Source organism: Marivirga sp., from assembly GCF_051117495.1.
GTDB lineage: Bacteria > Bacteroidota > Bacteroidia > Cytophagales > Cyclobacteriaceae > Marivirga.
The window spans coordinates 17,891-40,553 of record NZ_JBNPEF010000031.1; the positions used below are offsets into that span (position 1 = coordinate 17,891).

Annotated in this window: 20 protein-coding genes; 11 read left to right on the forward strand and 9 right to left on the reverse strand. The window is 33.8% G+C overall.

The annotated features are described in order from the left end of the window. Positions 1-83: 83 nt before the first annotated feature. From ACFE0M_RS16340 to ACFE0M_RS16390, 11 genes are all read left to right on the forward strand, one after another. Positions 84-245, forward strand: a complete 162-nt coding sequence (locus ACFE0M_RS16340) for a hypothetical protein (RefSeq protein ID WP_434546859.1) — start codon at positions 84-86, stop codon at positions 243-245. A gap of 314 nt (positions 246-559) precedes the next feature. Further along, positions 560-2,548: a hypothetical protein gene (locus tag ACFE0M_RS16345; RefSeq protein WP_434546860.1), complete on the forward strand. Its 1,989-nt coding sequence runs from the start codon at positions 560-562 to the stop codon at positions 2,546-2,548. Beyond that, complete coding sequence (locus ACFE0M_RS16350; RefSeq protein WP_434546861.1) at positions 2,548-3,756, forward strand: hypothetical protein; 1,209 nt, start codon at positions 2,548-2,550, stop codon at positions 3,754-3,756. Before ACFE0M_RS16345 ends, ACFE0M_RS16350 begins: the two co-directional genes overlap by 1 nt. Beyond that, a complete protein-coding gene (locus ACFE0M_RS16355) occupies positions 3,714-5,141 on the forward strand; it encodes a radical SAM protein (protein ID WP_434546862.1) in 1,428 nt (475 codons plus the stop codon). Before ACFE0M_RS16350 ends, ACFE0M_RS16355 begins: the two co-directional genes overlap by 43 nt. A 62-nt stretch (positions 5,142-5,203) precedes the next feature. Then, the gene (locus ACFE0M_RS16360; RefSeq protein WP_434546863.1) at positions 5,204-6,202 is read left to right on the forward strand and encodes a hypothetical protein; all 999 of its coding nucleotides are present in this window, start codon (positions 5,204-5,206) and stop codon (positions 6,200-6,202) included. Positions 6,203-6,463: 261 nt separating this feature from the next. Beyond that, positions 6,464-7,435 (forward strand): type IV toxin-antitoxin system AbiEi family antitoxin, encoded by a 972-nt coding sequence (locus tag ACFE0M_RS16365; RefSeq protein ID WP_434546864.1) that lies wholly within the window; start codon positions 6,464-6,466, stop codon positions 7,433-7,435. Positions 7,436-7,678: 243 nt separating this feature from the next. Next, positions 7,679-8,938, forward strand: a complete 1,260-nt coding sequence (locus ACFE0M_RS16370) for an AAA family ATPase (protein WP_434546865.1) — start codon at positions 7,679-7,681, stop codon at positions 8,936-8,938. Further along, on the forward strand, positions 8,928-9,479 hold the full coding sequence (locus tag ACFE0M_RS16375) for an RloB family protein (RefSeq protein WP_434546866.1): 552 nt from the start codon (positions 8,928-8,930) through the stop codon (positions 9,477-9,479). The genes ACFE0M_RS16370 and ACFE0M_RS16375 overlap by 11 nt, the downstream gene beginning before the upstream one ends. A 251-nt stretch (positions 9,480-9,730) precedes the next feature. Further along, complete coding sequence (locus ACFE0M_RS16380; protein ID WP_434546867.1) at positions 9,731-10,027, forward strand: helix-turn-helix transcriptional regulator; 297 nt, start codon at positions 9,731-9,733, stop codon at positions 10,025-10,027. Beyond that, entirely contained in the window at positions 10,024-10,353 is a 330-nt protein-coding gene (locus tag ACFE0M_RS16385; RefSeq protein ID WP_434546868.1) for a HipA N-terminal domain-containing protein, read from the forward strand. The genes ACFE0M_RS16380 and ACFE0M_RS16385 overlap by 4 nt, the downstream gene beginning before the upstream one ends. After that, on the forward strand, positions 10,350-11,327 hold the full coding sequence (locus tag ACFE0M_RS16390; RefSeq protein WP_434546869.1) for a type II toxin-antitoxin system HipA family toxin: 978 nt from the start codon (positions 10,350-10,352) through the stop codon (positions 11,325-11,327). Before ACFE0M_RS16385 ends, ACFE0M_RS16390 begins: the two co-directional genes overlap by 4 nt. A gap of 2 nt (positions 11,328-11,329) precedes the next feature. Here the strand turns inward: ACFE0M_RS16390 and ACFE0M_RS16395 are convergent, their stop codons facing one another. From ACFE0M_RS16395 to ACFE0M_RS16435, 9 genes are all read right to left on the reverse strand, one after another. Continuing rightward, on the reverse strand, positions 11,330-12,664 hold the full coding sequence (locus ACFE0M_RS16395) for a M24 family metallopeptidase (protein ID WP_434546870.1): 1,335 nt from the start codon (positions 12,662-12,664) through the stop codon (positions 11,330-11,332). Between the two features lie 110 nt (positions 12,665-12,774). Next, positions 12,775-14,337, reverse strand: a complete 1,563-nt coding sequence (gene rny / locus ACFE0M_RS16400; RefSeq protein ID WP_434546871.1) for a ribonuclease Y — start codon at positions 14,335-14,337, stop codon at positions 12,775-12,777. Between the two features lie 150 nt (positions 14,338-14,487). Beyond that, a complete protein-coding gene (locus tag ACFE0M_RS16405; RefSeq protein ID WP_434546872.1) occupies positions 14,488-14,772 on the reverse strand; it encodes a cell division protein ZapA in 285 nt (94 codons plus the stop codon). Between the two features lie 15 nt (positions 14,773-14,787). Then, the gene (locus tag ACFE0M_RS16410) at positions 14,788-15,084 is read right to left on the reverse strand and encodes a hypothetical protein (RefSeq protein ID WP_434546873.1); all 297 of its coding nucleotides are present in this window, start codon (positions 15,082-15,084) and stop codon (positions 14,788-14,790) included. A 2-nt stretch (positions 15,085-15,086) separates the two neighbouring features. Then, positions 15,087-17,504 (reverse strand): phenylalanine--tRNA ligase subunit beta, encoded by a 2,418-nt coding sequence (pheT, locus tag ACFE0M_RS16415; RefSeq protein ID WP_434546874.1) that lies wholly within the window; start codon positions 17,502-17,504, stop codon positions 15,087-15,089. A 498-nt stretch (positions 17,505-18,002) separates the two neighbouring features. Beyond that, entirely contained in the window at positions 18,003-18,620 is a 618-nt protein-coding gene (locus tag ACFE0M_RS16420) for a DUF1684 domain-containing protein (protein ID WP_434546875.1), read from the reverse strand. A 1-nt stretch (position 18,621) separates the two neighbouring features. Next, complete coding sequence (gene rseP, locus ACFE0M_RS16425; RefSeq protein ID WP_434546876.1) at positions 18,622-19,938, reverse strand: RIP metalloprotease RseP; 1,317 nt, start codon at positions 19,936-19,938, stop codon at positions 18,622-18,624. After that, entirely contained in the window at positions 19,938-21,095 is a 1,158-nt protein-coding gene (locus ACFE0M_RS16430; protein ID WP_434546877.1) for a 1-deoxy-D-xylulose-5-phosphate reductoisomerase, read from the reverse strand. Before ACFE0M_RS16430 ends, rseP begins: the two co-directional genes overlap by 1 nt. An 18-nt stretch (positions 21,096-21,113) precedes the next feature. Next, positions 21,114-22,610 (reverse strand): GH3 auxin-responsive promoter family protein, encoded by a 1,497-nt coding sequence (locus ACFE0M_RS16435; protein WP_434546879.1) that lies wholly within the window; start codon positions 22,608-22,610, stop codon positions 21,114-21,116. Positions 22,611-22,663: the final 53 nt, after the last annotated feature.

Sequence of the window (22,663 nt, forward strand, 5' to 3'; positions counted from 1 at the left end):
CCAGTTAATCTTTAATTGATTTTATAGAATTGGTGTGTTTTGTTAATTATTAGTGTGTATTATTTAAACTAAAATTTATAATTATGACTAAAAATCAAAAAGTAACAACAAACGAACTTTTTCAAGTAGAGGAACTTGAAACAAGATTAGAAATGCAAGGCGAATGCGATACTACCTGTACTGACAATGATACTGTAGATATTGACATCGAGGTAGAAAACAGTGTAGATGTTGGGTGTTGGTAATTAATAATTAATTTAAATAACTGAAATCAAAATAATGAAAAATCAGAAAAACGAATTCAATGAGTTTTTTCAGGTAGAGGAACTTGAAACAAGATTAGAAATGCAAGGTGAATGTGACACTACTTGCACGGATCAGGATACCGTTGACGTAGATGTCAAAGTAACAAATTCCGTAGACGTTGGATGTTGGTAAAAGTCAGTTTACTTTAAATAAATGAGTGTTTTTTTCATTTATGAAATTAGAAAACTATCACTTCAGAAATTCTTGAAATGATAGTTTTCTTTTTGAAATCAATAAATTAAATAACCCCTTGATGGATAACTTTGGCAGGATTTTATACGGTTTTATAGAAAAAGAAGTGGAAGATTTAGAACTATATTTCAACGATTACAAAAATAAATCGACTAAAAACTTACCGGAAAAATTAGTATTCACGATTTATCCTGATGACTTTTTATCTAATAAATTATATCTAGTTTTTCCGCAATTATTTCAAAACATTTTCAAAATTGAAGATGATCAGTTCATAAATAAGTTGTGTCTTTCTGGTTATTTTTATTTTAAATATTTAATAGAATTAGATGATTTAATTGATCAAGACACTAATAAGCAAGGAAGTGTAGCCAGCTTAAGAGCAAATCACTATTATTTTGAATCTAATTTAATCCTTAGTTCTCTTTTTAAAGATCATCCAGAGTTTTGGAATGTTTGGCGAGATAGATTAAACAATTTCTACACAGCGATCATGATTGACAAAACGTATGACCCTAATATTTCTATTGAACTCTATGAATCTCTAGCGTTAGGCAAGTGCTCATTTTCTCTATTGGCAATTGATGGTCTTTTACTTCATTCAAATACAAAAAACAAATCACAAATATTTGAGAAATTAGAAAAAGCATTAAATTTTTACTTTATTTCAAGATGTATTCAAGATGACTTTGATGATTTTTTTAAGGATCTAAAAAATAGAAAAAATAATTTTGCTCATTCTTTATTGTTTAAGAAACTTGATGAGTTAGGAATTAATACGTTAAGTTTAACGCCCTATCAACTGGAAAGACTATTTTACGAACAAGGAGTAGCAGAAGACTTACTAGATTTATGTTCAAATTATCTTTTAAAGGCATCCAACGAAATTAATGAATACAAAGAAGAACTTGGCTACTTTATAAGTTTGTTAAAATTAACTAATGCAAAAATTCATAGTATTCAAGGGCAATCAAAGTATAAAAGAATTATTACTACAGATCATAATGAATGTACAGTTAGAAAAGCAATTCAATTTTCTTTAGAGGAGTCTATAAAGCTATCATATAACTATCTCTTAAGCAAACAAAGAATAGATGGTGCCTGGGAAGAAGTAACTAATAAGCAGGGTATCAGTGATGTTTGGTCAACAGCGTTTATTGCCTCATTTCTAGATGAACATGATCAAGCAAAAATAAGGGCAGTAAGCTATCTCAAAGCGAATAGGAAAAAGTATATGTGGGGCTATAATTCCGGTTGGCTAAATGATTATGATTCTACTACCTTTGCTCTATTAAATACTGTCAGCACTTCTGAAGATTTCAACTGTTCACTTGATTTATGGTTAAATGGTCAAGTAAGAAATGGTGGCTTTAAAACATATGATAGCAATAATAAAGATTTAAAGCTTTTTCTTGGGTTACAAGGTGATAATGTACTTTCTGGATGGGGAAGCTCGCATCCCTGCGTTTCAGCAGCAGCTTTATACCTTCTTACATATATTTCAAAACCATATGTACAAGAAAATTTCAATGCTTTAGTAAACTATTTGAAAAGTGGAAATGAAGGTTTAAATCTTGAGCCATACTGGTGGAGTTCAAAGATTTATTCGTATTATTTTTACATCAAGGCCATGTATCGAATTAATGGATTTACTGAAGAATTAGAAAAACTGCTGAATGGACTTTTTAATGATGAGAGAATATTCAAAGTTGATCATTTTGTGGATGATATCTTAGCAAAGGAAAGTGTATTTTATACAGGCCTTGTTTTAGAATTATTAACTCTTAATAAAGAGATTTACTCAGTATATAAGGATAAGGCTTATTTATTATCTGAATACATTATTCAGAGTCAAAATCCTAATGGATCTTTTGAGAATACCTTATTTCAAATAATTCCTGAAACGAATGAGATGGTATTCAAAAATAATAATCAAAGTGTCAATTCCTATGGAGGGACCAATTCTATAACAGGTGAGTTTAGATCTTTATTTTCTTCTGCTGTAGCATTCCGATCATTGACAAATTATTTCCAAATAAATCTGAATTAATGCTTGATAAAGATACGATCTTAACTGTAAGTAATGAGGTTGAAATTGTTAATTATAAAGACAAATCATACGTGGTTTGCATTGATTCTTCAGAGGAAGTTAAATTGAATATCAATTCATTTTCAAAAGATCTTTTAGAAGCATTTAATGGAAATCTAACCATTGAAGAGGTTACCTATCATATCAATGAAAAGACGGATGTATCTTTAAAGGTTGACGATGTTATAGAATTACTAAATTCAAAGTTTCTTGGTTATGGGATTTTTACAAATGATGATACTTCCAAAATATCAGAAAAAGCGATCTTTCTTAAATTAAGATTCACTCTACTCAATAAGGCAATTGTAAGGGCTATTTCTATTCCATTTACTTTTTTATTTGGAGAAACTATTTTTCTAACTACTTTAATACTTAATATTTTTGTTATTTCTTATACAATTGGATCAGTTGTCAATTTTGATTTAATCACAGATAGTATTAATCCTAAAACAGTTCTGTATTCTTCTATTATCTTTTTCATCACCATTTTATTACATGAAATAGGTCATGCTGCAGCTTGTATTAAACATGGAGCTAAAAATGGATCTATAGGCTTCGGTTTCTACCTATTTCATCCAGTTTTTTATGCTGATGTGAGTGATGCTTGGAGACTTAAGCGCAAGGAGAGGCTAATAGTTGATTCTGGAGGTATGTTTATTCAGTCCTTGGTTGCAAACATATTGTGCATCCTGTTTTTATATACTAAGTCACATGATTATTTAATCTATACCTTGACTGTATTGTCAGGCCTTATAGTGAATTTGAATCCGTTCTTACGGTATGATGGATATTGGATTCTTTCCGATGCTTTAAACATTGCAAATTTACGACAGAAATCTAAGATTGCATTAAGGGAGTTTTATCGATTTGTAACTAAACAGGCTCCAAGTTTATCCACAAATACAACAAATATTTTCTTGTTAACTTACGGAGTCTTAAGTATATGTATGATAGCGATCTTCCTAATATACATGTTGTTTAATAAAGAAAACAATGTTTTCTTGTTTCCTCTTAATGTCTTTCATTTTGTCAAAAATATAATTATCAATTCTTCAGTAGTTTGTTTTGCATATGTAAAACAAAGCATATTCAGTTTTATATTACCAATTACATTTTACGTTTTATTATGGAAAACACTAAAAAATCAATTTTTGAAGTGGAGAAACTAAAACTATCAAATTATATCGTTAATCGTAAGGTTGATTCAAATAAAATTATAGTCTTTAGTACTAGAAGTTGCAAATCACTCATTTTAAACATGGAACTCTTTCAGTTACTTGAATCCAGACATTTGTCTGGTATCGACAATTCACTTCTAAATGATTTAATTTATAAGAAGATTCTAGTTGAAGAATCTGAAAATGAATTAGGAAAAATTATTTCAGAAAATAAAGATCATGTTAAAAACAAAGAGGGACATAACGGGTACTTATATGAAGTATTGCAGCCTTCAGCAATGTGTCAGCTTGGATGTTATTATTGTGGCCAAAAACATAGAAAAGAATCGGTGAATGATGATGTAGTGGACCAAATTATTAATAGAATTTACAAGAAATATCAATCACACTCATATAAGGGGATTTATTTAGCTTGGTTTGGGGCAGAACCCCTTATGGCTTTCAATCAAATGAAGATAATATATGATCGATTGAAAAATTTAGTTGATGATCCAACAGTCCCTATTCAATCTAAAATTGTTACAAATGGATTAAGTCTAAAACCAAAAATCTACAAGGAGCTTGTTAACAAACTAAATGTGATTCACATTGAAGTGACAATTGATGGAACGGAAGAATATCATGATTCACATAGATATTTAAAATCTGGTAATCCTTCATTTAAAATTATTTATCAGAATATTCTTGACATTATCAAATCGGAATATTGGAGTCCAAGAAGATGTAAATTAACGATAAGGTGTAATGTAGATGAAAAAAATTATGAAGGCGTAGTTCCTTTAATTTATAAATTAGCTCAAGACCAAATTCAAGACAAGATCACTACTTTATACTTTGTAAATGTATTCTCATGGGCGCAGAATGAAGCGCATAAAAATGCATTAACTAAAGAAATGTTTGCATTAAAAGAAATTGAGTGGAATTTATTAAAGCATAAACTGGGATACCAAAATAGTTTTATTTTACCTGAACGAAAGTTAAATACCTGCATCGCTACAACAGAAGATAGCGAGATGTATGATGTAGACGGGAATGTATTTAATTGTACAGAAGTCTCTTATACTGACGTTTACAAGAACTCAAAGTATGATCTAGGTAGTATTATAAATCCGCGTAATATCCCTAAACCTCACAATGATTGGTGGGATGAAGTAGAAAACACTAAAAAATACCCATGCCATACATGCAAATTATTACCAGTATGTGGAGGAAGCTGTCCAAAAAGATGGACTGAAGGTGAAATAGCTTGTCCACCAAGTAAATACAATCTAGATAAGAAGCTAGAGATAATTTATAAACTAGGGAATCAAAATTTAGACATAATTGAACTTATCAATGAAGAATTAGATTTAAAAGATTTTTGTAGGATAGAATAGAAAATTCAATAACATATAAGATAAAAATTATCTAGGAAGATTCAATAATATTGTTAGGATTTATGCGGTATAAAAAAATAATTATTATCCTAGGGTCATCTATTATAGGTATTTTGACCTTAGCCATGCTTGGTGTGGTAGGGTTTAACTATAATCTTTTTAAAATTCATAGTTCCTATTTGTCCGTTAAGAGCGACTTTTCTCCGATTAAATTCAATTGGGTTAATCAAGAAATTGATGGTTACCTTTTAGAAAAGGCTGCTCTTGTAATTCCAGCAAATATTATTGGTAATGAGGAAACACATTTTTTTCAATTTGATACTGGAGCCTCTACCTCTATAGTTTATGAAAATAGTCTCAATTCATTGAGAAAAAAGGGCTTCTATTTCGAAACTGTAAAAAAAGGTAAACGGAAATATATTAATAAATTAAAATTAAATTTAGGGGGTAGTTATATAACCTTAAGTATGATTGAGGTAATGCCTGTTTCAAAGTCATTAAAAAATAGAGACCCTAGAAATTTAGGATCTCTTGGCATAGACTTTATTGCAAAAAAAGTAATAGAAATTAACTTTAAGGAGAATTTTATTCAATTTTATCAAAATAATAATAAATTAGAAATCTCTGAAAGTAGTAAATTTTCTAAGTATATCTTGAAAGGTGATAAGATCATTTTTCCGGTAGAAATTAATGGTACAACAAGAAAGCTACTATTCGATTCTGGTTGTAGTTCATTCGGAATTATTACTATTCAAGAATTATTTGAAGATTTTTCAACAAATGATTCCGAAGTTTCCAAAATTAAATTTAGTACTTGGGGTCGATCTAAAAAATATGAAATACCCTTTTTCATTAATCGCGCAAATACCAACACCAAAATGAATATCGCAAATCAAGAGTTAAAAATTGGAAACGTTAATTATATAGGTACTTTTACTTTTCTTCAAAAACTATTATTTACATTTACAAGGATAGATGGATGGCTTGGTAACACTCCATTTCTAAACTGCAGTCTTATTATGGACACGTCTAAGGAAAAATTTATGATAATAAGAAAATAATAGTTAATTCTATTGTTAATACTTCACTTAGTAAGATAAAGATATCATAAATCACTGAAAACATGTATTTAAGAGTGTTTGAAACAATCACTTTGCCCCAGCATAGATGTTTTCGTAACTGTTTTGATTTTCTATGAATTAGAATCTTTTCTAATCAGCAATATTTTGCCGATTCTTCGCTGTCTGTTTTTTTCCTAAATTTAGATTCGTTCACGTTTTTTATTTGTTCACGTTACGTGAACATTGTATATTTGTGAACAAATGGAAAATGAAATAATACATATTGCTGTAGAGAACGTTCAGAAACAACTTCCTATTCAATTGCTGTACAAGAAAAAAGGGCAATATGATGGAGTGCTTATTGTACAGTATAACCAACTAAAGTTTGACTTTTATGTGAAGCTCAAAAGAGAAGTGCGACAATATGTTATTGGTGAACTGGAGGATATCCAACAAAACTATAAGGGTGTTGTTTTAATTGCCGAAAGAATTCCTGCCAAAGTAAAAGTGGCACTACGAGAAAGGAAACTCGCTTATATCGAAGCGAATGGAAATATGTACATTGAAAAGGATAATATTTTCCTTTTGATAGATGCCAATAAGCCGCTACAATTAGCTAAAGACAAAGGAAATAGAGCATTTACTAAAACAGGCCTGAAGGTACTTTTCCATTTATTAATCAAGCCTGAACTCATTAATAAAACCCAAAGAGAAATTGCAGAATACACTCAAGTAGGCTTGGGCAATATTCCCCAGGTCATTGAAGGACTAAAAGAGACAGGTTATTTACTGCGATTGAATAAAAAAGAGTATGCTTGGGAAAATAGAAAAGATTTATTCTTTCGATGGATAGAGGGTTATCAGACTACCCTAAAGCCAACACTAAAGAAAAGGCGATATCAAATGCGCAAGAATTGGCAGGAGATAACACTAAATGACGGTATAGCTGTCTGGGGCGGTGAGCCTGCTGGTGATTTGCTTACTAATTACCTAAGACCTGAAAAATTCATTCTTTTTACGAATGAAGACCAAGCAAACTTGATTAGAAACTATAATCTTCAACCAAAGAAAGATGGGGATTTAGAAGTGATTGAAATGTTTTGGAATCAAGACCTCAATCAAAAAACAGCCCCTCCCATTATAGTCTATGCAGATTTAATGATGGAGGGAGGCAAAAGAAATGAAGAAACAGCCGAAATGATTTATAATGAGCAAATCCAACCAAACTTATAAGGAGCTAGCAATTCCTCAATTTTCAGAGGTGTTTACTGTTATTGACGAAGTGATGAGGGAGCACGCTGTACTTTATTATCTAATCGGTGCAAGTACCATTGCTTTGGAATTATTGAAGAGTGACTTTAAGCCGTGCAACATCTTTTTTTGAATAGACAACTTTGAAAGTTTATTACGTTTAAATTTAATAAAAATCAAAATAAACCGTTAATTTGTAAAATACTTACAAAAAGGGAGGTTAAAATGATTTTAGAAATCAGATTGAGAAATTTTTACTCCATTAAAGAGGAAGTTATACTAGATCTTGAGGCTGCAAAGATCAATACGGAAAGAGCACGCAACTTAAGTAATCATATTTCTAAAGTTGGAAAAAGGGAAGTATTGAAGTCAGTAGCTTTATATGGTGCTAATGCATCAGGAAAGACCAATATTATTAAGGCAATCAGATTTTGTGCCTCTATGGTTTATAATTCTCACAATCATAATGAGAATGTAGTATTTAATTTCAAGCCATTTAAGTTTGATGGATTTTCGCATCAGCCTAGTACTTTTATTATTCGTTTTATAGCTGATGGGATCGAATATGAGTACAGTTTTAGTCTATCTCAGAAATCAATCTTGACAGAAGAGCTTTATTTTTATCCTAAAGGAAAAAGAGCAAAAATTTTCTCTCGTGATGAAAGTAAGGGGGAGAATAAGTCAGATATTTATGATTTTACTAATGTGATCTCCAGACCAATGGATGTAGCTGCTAATACCTCAGATAAAACACTTTTTATCTCAAGAGCTAGTCAGATGGATAGGAAAATTCCTAAAATTATTTTCAATTTCTTCTTCAGTCAATTCATTCTGGGTTATTCAGGACATAATTCTCCTGTGGTGGAAGGCTTGTTTAAAAAGTTTAAGCCTCAATTATTGAAAGGTCTACAAATTGCAGATAGTGATATTGTAGATATTAAAATGAGAAAGGAGAAGAGGAAAGGTAAGAATATTGATACAGACCTCTTGTCAAACACTGCCACTATAAAAGATGTGGAGAATGAGGCTTTGGTGTTCACTACTTATCACAGAGCTGACCCAACAAAAGCCTTTGATATGTTGTCTGAGGAATCTACAGGAACTAATGTTCTTTTTGCGACTATGCTTACCATATTGGATGTGATTACGAATAATAAGATACTGTTGATTGATGAGATTGAAGGAAGTCTTCACACTGAAATTGTGGAATATATTGTCAATCTTTTCCATGCTAGTGAGCATGCTCAATTGATATTTACAACGCATAATACCAATTTGTTAGACCTCAATAAGATTCGAAAAGATCAGATCTATTTTGTGAATAAATTGGAAAATGGTGCATCAGAATTATATTCCTTATTCGATTTTAAAGATTTTAGAGATGGTATGGATGCAGAAAAGGCTTACTTGCAAGGTAGATTTGATGCCATTCCGTACGTTAATGATTCAGTTTCTAATTTAGAAAGTTTACTACATGAGTCGTAAGAGCCGAAAGAACCGGAATATTAAGCCAACTTTTTTCGTTTTTTGCGAAGGTGATACAGAGGTGGCATATGTGAACTACTTACGTTCAAAATACAGGTTGCCTATAGTTATTGATACCAAAAGAGCGGGTCATGATATATCAATTAATTACATTAGAAAATATAAACAGCAATCTGGTAGTCATCCCAAAGATCGAACTTATTTAATCTATGACATGGATGTTGTTGAGAATTGGAATAAAATTAAGACGATTAAAGACGTCTCTATTTTAGGATCTAACCCATGTTTTGAGTTTTGGTTCTTATTACATTTTATGAATCAAAAAGCTTTTATAGAATGTAATAGCTGTGTTATTAAGTTGTCAAACTATTATAAGGGGTATAAGAAAGGTCATCTTGAAAAAAGATTTATTGATAAATTAGAAAGTAAATCATCTAAAGCGATCGAAAGAGCAAAAGCGCTGACGTTTGAAGAGAATCCTTCAACAAATATTTATGAGTTTATAGAGGATTTGGAAACAGAAAAGTCAAAATCTACGTGATTTAAGAAAAAAATAAATTTTATTTTTTCTAGGGGGACGGAGGTTCAAATCCCAAAGGGATTACCTAAATCGTATCACCTTTGTTTCACCTATTAAATTTTAATATACGTAATGTATTGACATACAGTATATTATATGGTTGTAAAATAATCCCTCCGCCTCTGCATAGTTAAACCGTAATTACGTTGATATTCAATGAGTTACGGTTTTTTTATTCCAAAAAAGTCAAATAAAAATAAAACACTTACTCTGTGATTTTTATAATACGGCAAAATACTGCCGTTTCGTTTGATTTCGATTTGTTTTTGTTGATATTTGTTCATAATCGGCAAAATATTGCTGGAATGGATAAAAAAGAATTAGGAAATAGCATACGAGAAAGAAGGAAATTCCTCAAAATCACGCAGGAAGATCTGGCTGATATTGCCGAAGTGTCTGAACGTACTTTGCGCTCTATCGAAAAAGGAGAAGCCAATCCTGAGTTGGACAGTTTGTTGAAAATCTGTGAAGTATTGGGATTGTCAATTGATATTAATGTGATGAAATGAGTAGGAGGGCTGCTTTATATAACAATAAAGTATTAGCTAGCTACTTAGAAAAAAATAAGAAGGGTGAGTATCTATTTCAATATGAGGAAGAATATCTAGCAAATTCTGAGACTTCAGCCATCAGTTTAACGCTTCCCAAATCAGAGAAAATTTATAGATCTAAAGTACTGTTCCCTTTCTTTTTTGGGCTCCTATCAGAAGGAGTTAATAAGTTAACGCAGTGTAGGTTATTGAAAATTGATGAAGAAGATCATTTTAGCTTATTAATGAAAACTGCTAAAATCGATACCATTGGGGCTATAACAGTAAAAGAATTATCAGAATGAATTGTCCGGGCTGTTTGAAAGAGGTTGAAATTGGGTTTTGCAAAAAATGTTTGCAAGAGCTTTTTGATGGTCAAAAAGTAGCACATACTTTGTCTTTTAATTCTCCTTTCGAAGAAAAATCTGATTCTTATTTGGAGCATACAAAGAAGATATCTATTTCAGGAGTTCAGGTAAAATATTCACTGAGATTAGAAGATAATGAATTAAAACTGACGGATACTGGTGGCCAGTATATTCTTAAACCTATTCCTACTGGCACATTCAAGTTCTTGGATCAAGCGCCAGCAAATGAGCATCTCACTATGCAAATTGCTAAGCAGTTATTTAAAATGAATGTCCCTTCCAATGCTTTGGTGGGTTTTAGAGATGGTAGTCCAGCTTATATAGTGCGTAGGTTTGACCAAACGGAAAATCAGAAAATCCAGCAAGAAGATTTTGCACAAATTGCGCAGATGACTTCGGAAACGCACGGGAAGAACTATAAGTATGATCTATCTTATGAGGAGATTGCTGAACTCATTCAAAAATATATTCCTACCTATAAAATAGAGCTAGAGAAATTCTTTCGGATGATCTTGTTTAATTATGTATTTTCAAATGGTGATGCTCATTTAAAAAATTTCTCTGTCATGCAATCCGAACAAGGTGATTATGTATTAACCCCTGTTTATGATTTTTTGTGCACTCGTATTCATTCACCAAGTGAATCAGACGTGGCGCTGGATTTATTAACTGATGGCTTTTCTAATGCATTTGAGACTTCGGATTTCTATACATACCAAGACTTCTTTAAGTTTGGTCAAAAAATTGGCATTAAGGATTCAAGAATCAGGAAAATACTAGCTGAATTTACTAAATCAAATAAGGCCGTTCACCAGCTTATTCAGCAGTCCTATTTAAGTGATGAATGTAAAAAGCTATACGCATATTACTATGAGGATAGTTTAAAAAGAATGAACATGAATGTGGTTTGAATTTATCTTTCTCCAATCAAAATTAATTCTTCTTGTGGTTCTGTAAGATATCTAGCACTATCTTCTGTCACCACTACCATTTCTTCAACTGAAATTGTTTTTTCACCGCCTTCAATTTCCCAGGCATAGAATCCGTCATAAGCAAAGACCATTCCTTTTCGAAGTGGTTTAAGGGCTGCTTCAGATGGAGTAATACCTATTTGTCCACCGCCCAGAGAAGGACCAACATCGTGGGCAACATAGCCCACTGGGTGACCAGTGCTCCACGGAACTGGCCAAGAACCATTTTCTTTCATCCACTCTCTTTGGGCTTTATCTAATTCATAACCAGAAATGCCCGGTTTCATATTTTCAAAAACTAATCGATGGCCTCTTTTTGCCACATCCCAATAGCGTTGGATATCTTCAGGAGCTTTTTCTTCACCCTCTTTTAATACATAGGCAAAACGCTGAATGTCGGTTACCCAAATGCCATAGACTTTAATACCAAAATCTGTTTGGATGACGTCTCCAGGCATAATAACTTTATTCGTAGCGTGAGAATGTCCTCTGTCGGGACCAGAGTTCACGTTTGGGTTTTGCTCTGGATTCCAGCCGTCTTCATAGTCATAATTTTTGATTTTGTCATTTAAGAATCCCGCTACTTCAGCATCAGTGGTTTTACCAGGAGTTATCGTTTCATAAGCTTCAACTTCCCACTGAGCTGTTATTTCGGCCGCTTTCCGCATGATTTCAACTTCCTCAGGTAATTTGATGGATAGCCATTCATAGACTAATTCTTCAGAAGAAACCAATTTTCCCTGAAAATCATCGCCAAATCTTTGAGCTAATTTTTTGTATTGGCTATGACTTAGACCATCTGCTGCTGAATTAGTCGTACTTATGTTAATTGCAATCTTTTTAGGTTTCACCGATTTAACATAATCAGTTGCTAATTGAAAAACATCTTGTCCTCTTGAAACACTTATAACACTATCGTGTAATCCTAATTCTTTTAAAGCAGTGACTTCTCCAAAAGAACAAAAAACCACTGACTTTGCTTTCTTACCTGATTTGTGAAAAATATAAAAAGAGGTTCCGCCTGCATTTTCACCTCCTATGTGCAAAGCCATCGGGTCATTATTATTTTCTCGGCAAATTACCATCCAAGCATCCACTTCAGCTCTTTCCATGGCTTCTGGTAATATTTGGCCTATTCTCTTTTTGCGGATTTCCGGCCAGGGGTTTTTACCAGTAAAAGGATTATCTATCTTTTCAATTGGCTTTTCATCAACTGTTGGATTTTGACAGGATAAGGTAAAAGTGATGGAAATTAAGATGAAGATTATATTTTTCATTTGAAACTAAGTTATAATTCAATTGTCAATTTACACTTTTATTTGAAATGCATAAAAAAGCCCTTCTCATTTCTGAAAAGGGCTATCAATTTGATTATTTGTAGGTTTAATTACTTCGCATAAGAAACAGATCGCATTTCACGGATGACTGTTACTTTGATCTGCCCAGGGTACTGCATGTCTTTTTCAATTTTTTGAGAAATATCAAATGATAATTGTCCTGCTTTTTGATCAGATACGTTTTCAGCATCTACCATCACACGCAGTTCACGACCTGCTTGGATAGCATAGCATTTGTTGACACCGTCAAAAGTCAAAGCAAGCTCCTCAAGCTCTTTTAATCTTTTGATGTAACTATCCATGATTTCTCTTCTTGCGCCTGGTCTTGCACCCGAAATGGCGTCACAAGCTTGTACAATAGGGGAGATTAAGGTCGTCATCTCTATTTCATCATGGTGAGCACCGATGGCATTCAAAACATCTGGATGCTCTTTAAATTTTTTGGCAAATTCCATTCCCAATATAGCATGTGGTTGTTCCGGCTCTTCTGGCCAAACTTTTCCAATATCATGCAATAAACCAGCTCTTTTTGCCAACTTTGGATTCAAGCCTAATTCAGAGGCCATGGTAGCACACATATTGGCAACTTCTCTTGAGTGTTGTAATAGGTTTTGTCCGTAGGAGGAACGGAATCTCAAACGACCAACCATCTTAATCAATTCAGGGTGAAGGCCATGAATTCCTAAATCGATAACCGTTCTTTCCCCGATTTCGACTATTTCTTCATCTATGTTTTTCGTAGTCTTATTTACGATTTCTTCGATTCTGGCAGGGTGAATTCTACCATCCTGCACTAAACGGTGTAAAGAAAGTCTTGCAATTTCTCGTCTTACTGGGTCAAAACCTGATATAATGATTGCTTCTGGTGTATCGTCCACTATGATTTCAACCCCAGTCGCAGCTTCCAATGCACGGATGTTTCTACCTTCCCTACCGATGATTTTACCTTTGATGTCATCGCTTTCAATATTAAAAATAGAGACACAGTTTTCTACCGCATGTTCCGTTGCAGTTCGCTGTATGGTGGAAATCACAATTTTCTTAGCCTCTTTGGTAGCGGAAAGTTTTGCTTCTTCCATGATATCTTTAATCAGGGAAGATGCTTTGGTTTCTGCTTCATCTTTGAGGGTTTCAATTAATTGTTCCCGAGCTTCATCTGCAGTAAGATTAGCGGCTTTTTCTAATATGTTGACTTGTTGCTCTCTTACTTTTTCGAGTTCTTCTTTTCTTTTGGCAATGACTTCAAGCTGAGCATTAAGATTTTCTTGTAATTTTTGGGTTTCGTGTTCTTTTCTTTTAAACTGCTCAATTTCCTTAGAAAGGTTTTGTTCCCTTTGTTTGAGCTTGTTTTCGTTGGCTGCCATTTGGCTTTTTCTTTGTCCTACCTCATCTTCGAAATCAGATTTCTTTTTCAAAAAATGCTCTTTTGCTTCAAGCATTTTGTCTTTCTTGGTATTTTCGGCATTTACTTCAGCCTCACGAATTATTAAAGCTGCTTTATCTTGAGCTTCTTTTTCGAGCTTATTAAGTAGGCTTTTTTGGGCAATTTTGCTGAGCAAAAACCCCAAAAGCAGTCCTACTACTCCTGAAATGATTATGTATATAGTTCCCATTTTATTAATTATTTAATGGGAAGTGGTGACTTTGATAAAGAACCAAAATTTGACTACTATGAATTTTGTTATTTGAAAGCCTATATTTTTGAGGGCTTAACTACTTCATATAATTTTCTAAATGGTTCTATTTTTTCTGATTGGAAGGGTTTAGATTGATTGATTAATTAAGTGTTCAATAGATTTTATTTTATTTATAACCGATTCATCATTGCTTTGTAAGTCATCTTCAATGCCAAATCTGTCAACAATGGCATCGAAAGCTACCATTGAAAGCAAGTCCTGCTTATCATCAATCCCGAATTTCTCTCTATAAGATTTCAATCGTTCATTGATTAATTTTCCGGCTCTTCTCACTCTTTCCTCTTCTTCCGCTTTCACTGTCATGGGATATTCCCTATCAGCAATTTTGATTTTGATTGAAAGTTCTCTCATAAACCGGTTTATCTATTATCTTGTTAAATGCAAAATGCACTTATCAATCTCTTTAATGTAATCGTCAATTTTTCCCTTCATCTCAGAAGCTTCTGCTTCACTCTTCCCAATACTTCCTACAATTTTACTAATTTTATCTTGATTTTGAAAGTCGTTAATTTTCTCGTCTTTTTGTTTTAAAGCAGCCTTTAACTCTTCATTTTCAGCTTTTAAGCTTCTTAATTCATTCTTAGCATTTTGAAATTCATTCAAAAGCAATTGAACCTTTCGCTCTAGGGCATTTAATTCATTATGTGTAGCTGCTTGATTCATTTTTATTTTCTGATTACGGCTCCGATTTCGTTTTCAAAAGCTTTCATCAGTTTGTCCATTGTTTTATCTATAATTTTATCTGTCAATGTTTTAGTTTTGTCTTGCAAAGTGAAAGATAAAGCATACGCTTTTTTTCCTTTTTCTATTTTATCTCCTTGGTAAACATCAAAAACATCTATATTACTGATTAAGTATTGTGCTTGTTTCAAGCTTATCTTTTTAATTTCATCATAAGAAATGTTGTCATCTATCACTAGTGATAAATCCCTTTTTACTTCAGGAAATTTGCTCACTGGCTCAAATTGGATATTGACATTGACCATTTTCAATAACAATTCCCAATTGATATTAGCGTAGAAAACATCCTGCTTCAACCCACTCAATTTCAGGGCTTTTTTGCTTAATTTACCAAGCTCTGCAACTGTTTTTTGCTTAATTTTTAACTTCAAGCCATAGTCGAAGCAGTCATCATGAAATTCTTCATTTTCAATACTTTCCGCATTAAATTTATTGAAAATTTTTAGAACTGCCGAATAGAGGTCGTGAAATTTTACAGATTCATTTTTTCGAATCCAATTTTCGGCTTCATTTTTCCCCGTCAGATAAATCCCAAGGCGCATTTCCTCCTTATATTTGGAATTAATTTTTTTATAAACTTTTCCAAATTCATAAAATTTCAAGTCGGTTTGCCTTCGGTTGATGTTGTAAGCTAATACATCTAGAGCAGTAAACATCAAATCTTGACGCATTACACCCAAATCCTCACTCAGTTTGTTGAGTATTTCAACATTTTCCTCTGAATTAAAGCCATTCAATTGCTCACTGAAGACTGATTTGGTCAATGAATTGGTCATGATTTCCTGGTAACCATTGGCAGTTAAGAGTAATCCTGCCTCTTTTCTCATTTTTACTGGATCAACCTCAGGGAAACTTGCCATATAACTACTTGAAAGCGTTTCTGGCAAGTCAATATTGTTAAATCCGTATATCCGGATGATTTCTTCAATCACATCGGCTTCTCTGGTCACATCCACTCGATAAGGAGGGACAATGGCTTTGAAGCCAGTTTCTGTTTTATCAGTAGTTTCAATATCTAATCTGTTGAGAATGGTATGAATTTCATCCTGCTCCAATTTTTTACCAATCAAACGGTCGATGTTTTTATATTTCATCATTACCTCTCGGTCTGGAATAGCTACTGGATACTCATCCTGAATTTCAGAACTAATTTTTCCACCTGCAACTTCTTGAATTAATAATGCAGCCCTTTTAAGTGCATAAACCGTGATATTTGGGTCTGTTCCCCGCTCATAGCGGAAGGAAGCATCCGTTTTAAGTTGATGGTGCTGAGAAGTTTTTCTCACACTATCGGCTGAGAAATAAGCAGATTCTAAAAATACTTTAGTGGTATCATCTTTAACCCCGGAATCAATTCCTCCAAATACTCCTGCTATGCAAAGTGGATTGGATTCTCCATCACAAATCATGAGATCTTTAGCTGATAGTTTTCTTTCTTTCTCATCTAAAGTGATGAATTTACTGCCTTCGGCCAGGTTTTTAACTTTAATGGTATTACCAGAAATTTTATCGGCATTAAAAGCATGAAGAGGTTGACCTAATTCGTGCATCACATAGTTGGTTACATCCACTATATTATTGATGGGCTGCAAACCAATACTTTTTAAGGCATTTTGTAACCAATCGGGGCTTGGTGCTACTTTAATTCCTGAAATACTTAATCCACTATAGCGAGGACAAGCTTCTTTGTTTTCAACTTCAACTTTTATAGGGAGATCTTGATTATCCACCTTGAAATCAAGGATTGAAAGAAATCTCACTTCTTCTCCAGTTACAGCTTTGATGTCTCGAGCAGCACCAATATGACCCATGGCATCGGCACGGTTTGGTGTTAGACCAATCTCATAAACAATATCTGATTCAATATTGAAATATTCCGCAGCAGGAGTTCCATTAGGTTTATCTGTATCCAAAACCATAATACCATCATGACTAGCGCCCATCCCGATTTCATCCTCAGCGCAAATCATTCCCATACTGACTTCACCACGAATTTTTGATTTCTTGATTTTGAAAGGCTCGTCAGGATTTGGGTAAAGCGTGGAATTCACCGTTGCCACTACTACTTTTTGTCCTGCAGCTACATTGGGTGCCCCACAAACGATTTGCACCTGCTCCTCCTCACCAATATCAACTGTTGTGATTTTTAATTTATCCGCATTAGGATGTTTTTCACAGGTTTTGACTTCACCTATCACCAAACCTTTCAATCCGCCTGGCACGGTTTCAATTTCTTCCATACCTTCTACTTCCAATCCCGTATTAGTTAAGGTTTCTGAAAGTTCTTGAGGAGACTGCGTAATATTTATATACTTCTTTAACCAGTTTAAAGCGATCTTCATTTCTGTATTTTTATACTTCTCTATTAATAAATATGGATTCTTGATGAGCCCATTTTATTTTCCAAAAACAAAATTAAAGAAATGATTGATAAGGAGAATGATTAATTACGCTTATTCGTAATTTTTCCTATTTTATTTACCTAGTGAAGCTAGCTAAATCTTTTTCGTACATCGAAATAGATAAAGAAATTTTGTTTTGATATGGTGCAAAAGAACTAAATCGCCCACTTCCGAGGAACTCGGAAAAGCGGGGGGGAGGAAAGTTTAGCGGGCAGGCGTTGGCCTTGAGGTCGGAAGCATTAAACTTTCTTGAATTTTTGTTTCTTTTTGTTCAAGCAAAAAGAAAAGGTAAAAAGATGAAAGCTAAGAAATTTACTTATAGAGATATTTAAATGATAAAACATAAAGGATTGTTTCTATTTTAGGAGATGCAATCTCATTAATTGTAGTAGAAATTTTCATATTTAATGTAAAATAGAAAAGACTGACTATTTACCCTTATTCATAATTCTTCTCTCCAGCATTAATAGGAATGGTGATGTTATTCTCTGGTGGAGGCACAGGGCAGCTATAGCCTTCAGTGTAGGCGCAATATGGATTATAGGCTTTATTGAAATCCAAAACGACTTGCTGTTGCCCTTTTTTGAAGTCCACTTCCAAATATCTTCCAGCACCATAAGTGGTAATGGCAGAGGTTTCATCATAAAAAGAAAGGAAAAAGTGTCCATCAACTGCAGATTGTAATAAAGTTAAATCTTGATGTGAACCTACAATATCAAAATGTAAAATGGCCACTGCCTGATAAGTTTTTAATTTATCGTCACTAGTTCTCAAGTCATAAATTTTACCATCTTCAAGTGCTTCAACAGAGGCTTTTACTTTGAAACTTTCATCTACTTCAAAATAATTTAAACCTTTAAAAGCCACATTTTGCTCAATAAATGGAGATTTTTCATCATTTCGCATAAAACTGTCTCTTTTATGACGGAATGCTTTCATTTCTTCAATATAGTTGCTTTCAACTTCAGGACTTTTTCCAGAATCGAACAAACTAAAAACAGCAATCAAAATGACTGCTGCTATTACGATATAAGTTAAGACTTTAGTCGGCTTCATGCTAGAAAATTACTTTCCAAATGTCATTAAATATGGCAAATGCCATCAAACTTAATAATAAAACCATACCTACTTTTTGTGCATTTTCTAAGAATTTATCTGAAGGTTTTCTGCCAGAAATTATTTCATAGCTTAAAAAGACCACATGCCCGCCATCCAATGCAGGAATAGGCAGGAAGTTCATAAAAGCCAAGACCATAGAAAGAAGTCCGGTAATTCCCCAGAATTTTTGCCAAACCCATTCTCCGCCAAAAATTTGAGCGATACCAATTGGCCCTGATAATGATTCTGAAGCAGAAACCTCTCCTCTGAAGATTTTACCAAATCCTTTAATATTTAACCAAATTACATTGAACGCTTTCTTTGTACCGGTAGGAATAGATTCTGCAAAACTGAATTCTTCATGTTCCAATTCGGCATTCATCTTTGGTCTAAAGCCTAGTAGGCCATCATCTCCAACTTTAGCTTGAAGATTCTCTACTTTTTCATTTCTTTTAATAGTCAAGCGGATTTCTTCGCCTTTATTACTTTCTAGTTTCTCTCTAAGGAATTGGAAATATTTTACTTCCTCTCCATTAACGGCAATGATTTTGTCTCCTGGCAACAATCCAGCCATATCTGCATTGCTTTGCGGCTGTATATTATCGACTTCAAATTCATACAAAGGTTGAATGAATGGAACTCTTTGATTGTCCTCAGAAATGCGTTCAATCATATCATTTGGAATAGGAATTACCTTTTCTTCACCATTTCTTAAAACGGTATAGTAACTGTCTGATTCCAATAATACATCTGAGCTGGTTAGGTCGCTTACTTTTTCGTAATCTTTACCATTTACATTAATAATAATATCACCAGTTTGCAAACCAATTTCTTTGGCTGGCTCATAAGCGTAAATACCATTTTCTGTAATGTTATCTTTGGATTCATAAGTTTCTCCATATCCATATTGAAGAAATATGAAAATGATAATACCTGTAATGACGTTTACGATGATTCCGCCCATCATCACAATCAATCTTTGCCAAGCGGGTTTTGCTCTAAATTCATAAGGCTCAGGCTCTTTGTCCATGTTTTTAGTGTCCAGAGATTCATCTATCATCCCCGAAATCTTCACAAAGCCACCTAAAGGAATGGCGCTAAGAGCGTATTCGGTTTCACCGTATTTAAAACTAAAAATTTTAGGAGGGAATCCAATTGAAAATTGTTCCACTCTCATACCAAAAGCTTTGGCCGCCAACAAGTGACCAAACTCATGCAATCCTACCAAAATAGATAAGCCCAATATTAATTGGGCGATCATAATAACTGTTTCCATTAATTTATTAACTCTAAAGCTTTAATTCTAGTTTCTTTATCTGTTGAAATATAATCTTCCAAACTTGGGGTTTTAATAAAATCTACTTTGTCAAGGCAATTTTCGATCACTTCTGACATTCCTAAAAAGGAGATTTTGTCCTCAAGAAAGGCCGAAACTACTACTTCGTTCGCTGCATTCAAAATACAAGCCGCATTTCCTTCTCTGCCTAGTGCATGAAATGCTAAGGCTAAATTACGGAATGTATCGCTATCAGGTTGTTCAAATGTGAGCTGCGGATAATCCATGAAATTAAAGCGAGGAAAATCAGCTTTCAAACGGTCAGGATAGCTTAAAGCGAACATAATAGGCACCCGCATGTCTGGAAGTCCCATTTGCGCTTTTATGGAGCTGTCCTCAAACTGCACCATGCTGTGAATAATGGATTGAGGATGAACCACTACATCAACCTGGTCTTCCCTGAGATTGAATAACCATTTGGCTTCAATTACTTCCAAACCTTTATTCATCAAACTGGCAGAATCAATGGTGATTTTAGCACCCATATCCCAATTAGGATGTTTTAAGGCTTGCTCTTTCTTAACGGATTCCAGAAATTTTCTACTTCTTCCTCTGAATGGGCCACCTGAAGCAGTCAAAATTACTTTTTCAATCGGATTATGGAATTCCCCAACTAAGCATTGAAAAATAGCAGAATGCTCCGAATCAACAGGGTAAATGTTCACACCCTTTTCCTGAGCCAAGGAGGTAACTAATTCTCCTGCCACTACTAAAGTTTCTTTGTTGGCTAAAGCGATATGTTTTCCAGCTTCAATGGCTTTGATTGTAGGTACTAAGCCAGCATACCCAACCAATGCAGTTAAGACCACATCTATGGTGTCCATTTGAACCACACTGGCTAAAGATTTCTCTCCTGAATAAACTTTTATTCCCAAGGGATCGAGCACATTGAAGACCTTATCGTAAAAAGCATCATTTCCAATTACCACTGCGTTGGGTCTGAATTGGATGGATTGCTGAATGAGTAAATCTACATTATTCTGTGCTGTCAGTACTTCAACTTGAAAATGATCAGGATGTGATTTGATAACCTCTAGGGCTTGTGTTCCAATTGAACCCGTAGAGCCTAAGATGGCTATCGATTTTTTATTAGACATAAGTCAATTAATATATTTTTAATGTGTGTATTTTTCCATAGCCTCTGCTATTTTTCTGTCGTTTGAAAGGCGAGGTACTTTGTTTTGTCCTCCCAGTTTTCCTTCTGAACGCATATAATTAATAAAAGAGGCTTTTTTGAGTGTTCTTATTTTTAATGTTCTTAAGATGCTGCCTGTAATCAGGTCATCGTAGTAACTGTTTCGTTTTCTTAAATTAATATCCAATTCCTTAGAAAATGCTTCCAAATCAATCGGAGGATTATCAAATTCTATAAACCACTCATGGTGAGGCAATCCGTCTTTAGGCGTAACCTGTGGAGCAACTGTAAATTCTGTGATTTTTACGTTTTCGAATTTTTCACAAGTTGCTTTCATGGCATTTTCCACTTCTTCTCCAATCACATGCTCCCCAAATGCAGAAATAAAATGCTTAATCCTTCCAGAAACTACTACTCTATAAGGATTCGTGGAAACAAATTTAACGGTATCTCCAATAGAATAGCCCCACAATCCTGCATTGCTATTAATAATTAAAGCATAATTTTTATCCATTTCCACCTGATCAATCATCAATCGGGTCGGATTTTCATCAAAATATTCCTCAGCAGGTATAAACTCGAAAAATATCCCACTGTTTAATAAAAGTAGTAAGCCATCTTCTGTTTGAGTATCTTGATAAGCAATAAAGCCTTCGGAAGCCGGATAGGTTTCTATTGAATCTACCTTTTTGCCAATGCTTTCGTATAGTTTATTTTTATAAGGCTCAAAGTTTACTCCACCATAAACAAACATCTCAAAATTCGGGAAGATGTCTTTAATAGGTTTGTTGACTCTGGCTTGAATTCTATCAAAGTACATTTGCACCCAAGGCGGAATTCCTGAAATCAGGCTCATGTCCTGATCTATTGTTTCATCTATAATGCGCTCTAACTTTTCTTCCCATTCCTCTATGCAATTAGTTTCAAATGAAGGAAGTTGGTTAGTTCTTAAATAATTAGGAACATGATGATTGACAATGCCTGATAAACGACCAGTGTTAATACCGGCTTTTTGTTCTAAAGTGGGTGCACCAGACAAGAAAATCAGCTTGCCATCCAGAAATTGAGATTTACCTGTTTCATGCACATAGCTTAATAAGGCATTTTTGGCACTGTTAATATGGTTGGGGATAGAATCTTTGGTGATGGGGATGTATTTGGTTCCTGAAGTAGTGCCGCTAGTTTTGGCAAAATAAGCAGGTTTGCCTGGCCAAAGCACATCACTTTCCCCTTGCAATATTTTATCTACATAAGGTTTTAGTGCTTCATAATCCCTTATTGGAACTTGCTTTTTAAAATCTTCATAAGTTTGAATGTTATCAAATTCGTGGTCTTTTCCGAAAGCAGTGTTTTTAGCTTTGTGGATGATATTTTTAAAAATCTTGACTTGGGACAAAGCCGGTTGAGCCGCCCATTTTTTTTGTTGGTTGACTATAATTGCCGCCAAAGGTTTACTTAGTACTGCACGTATTCCCATAAGCCCAAAATTAAGAAAATTATTAGGAACCCTTTTTGATTCTAATGGCTTTT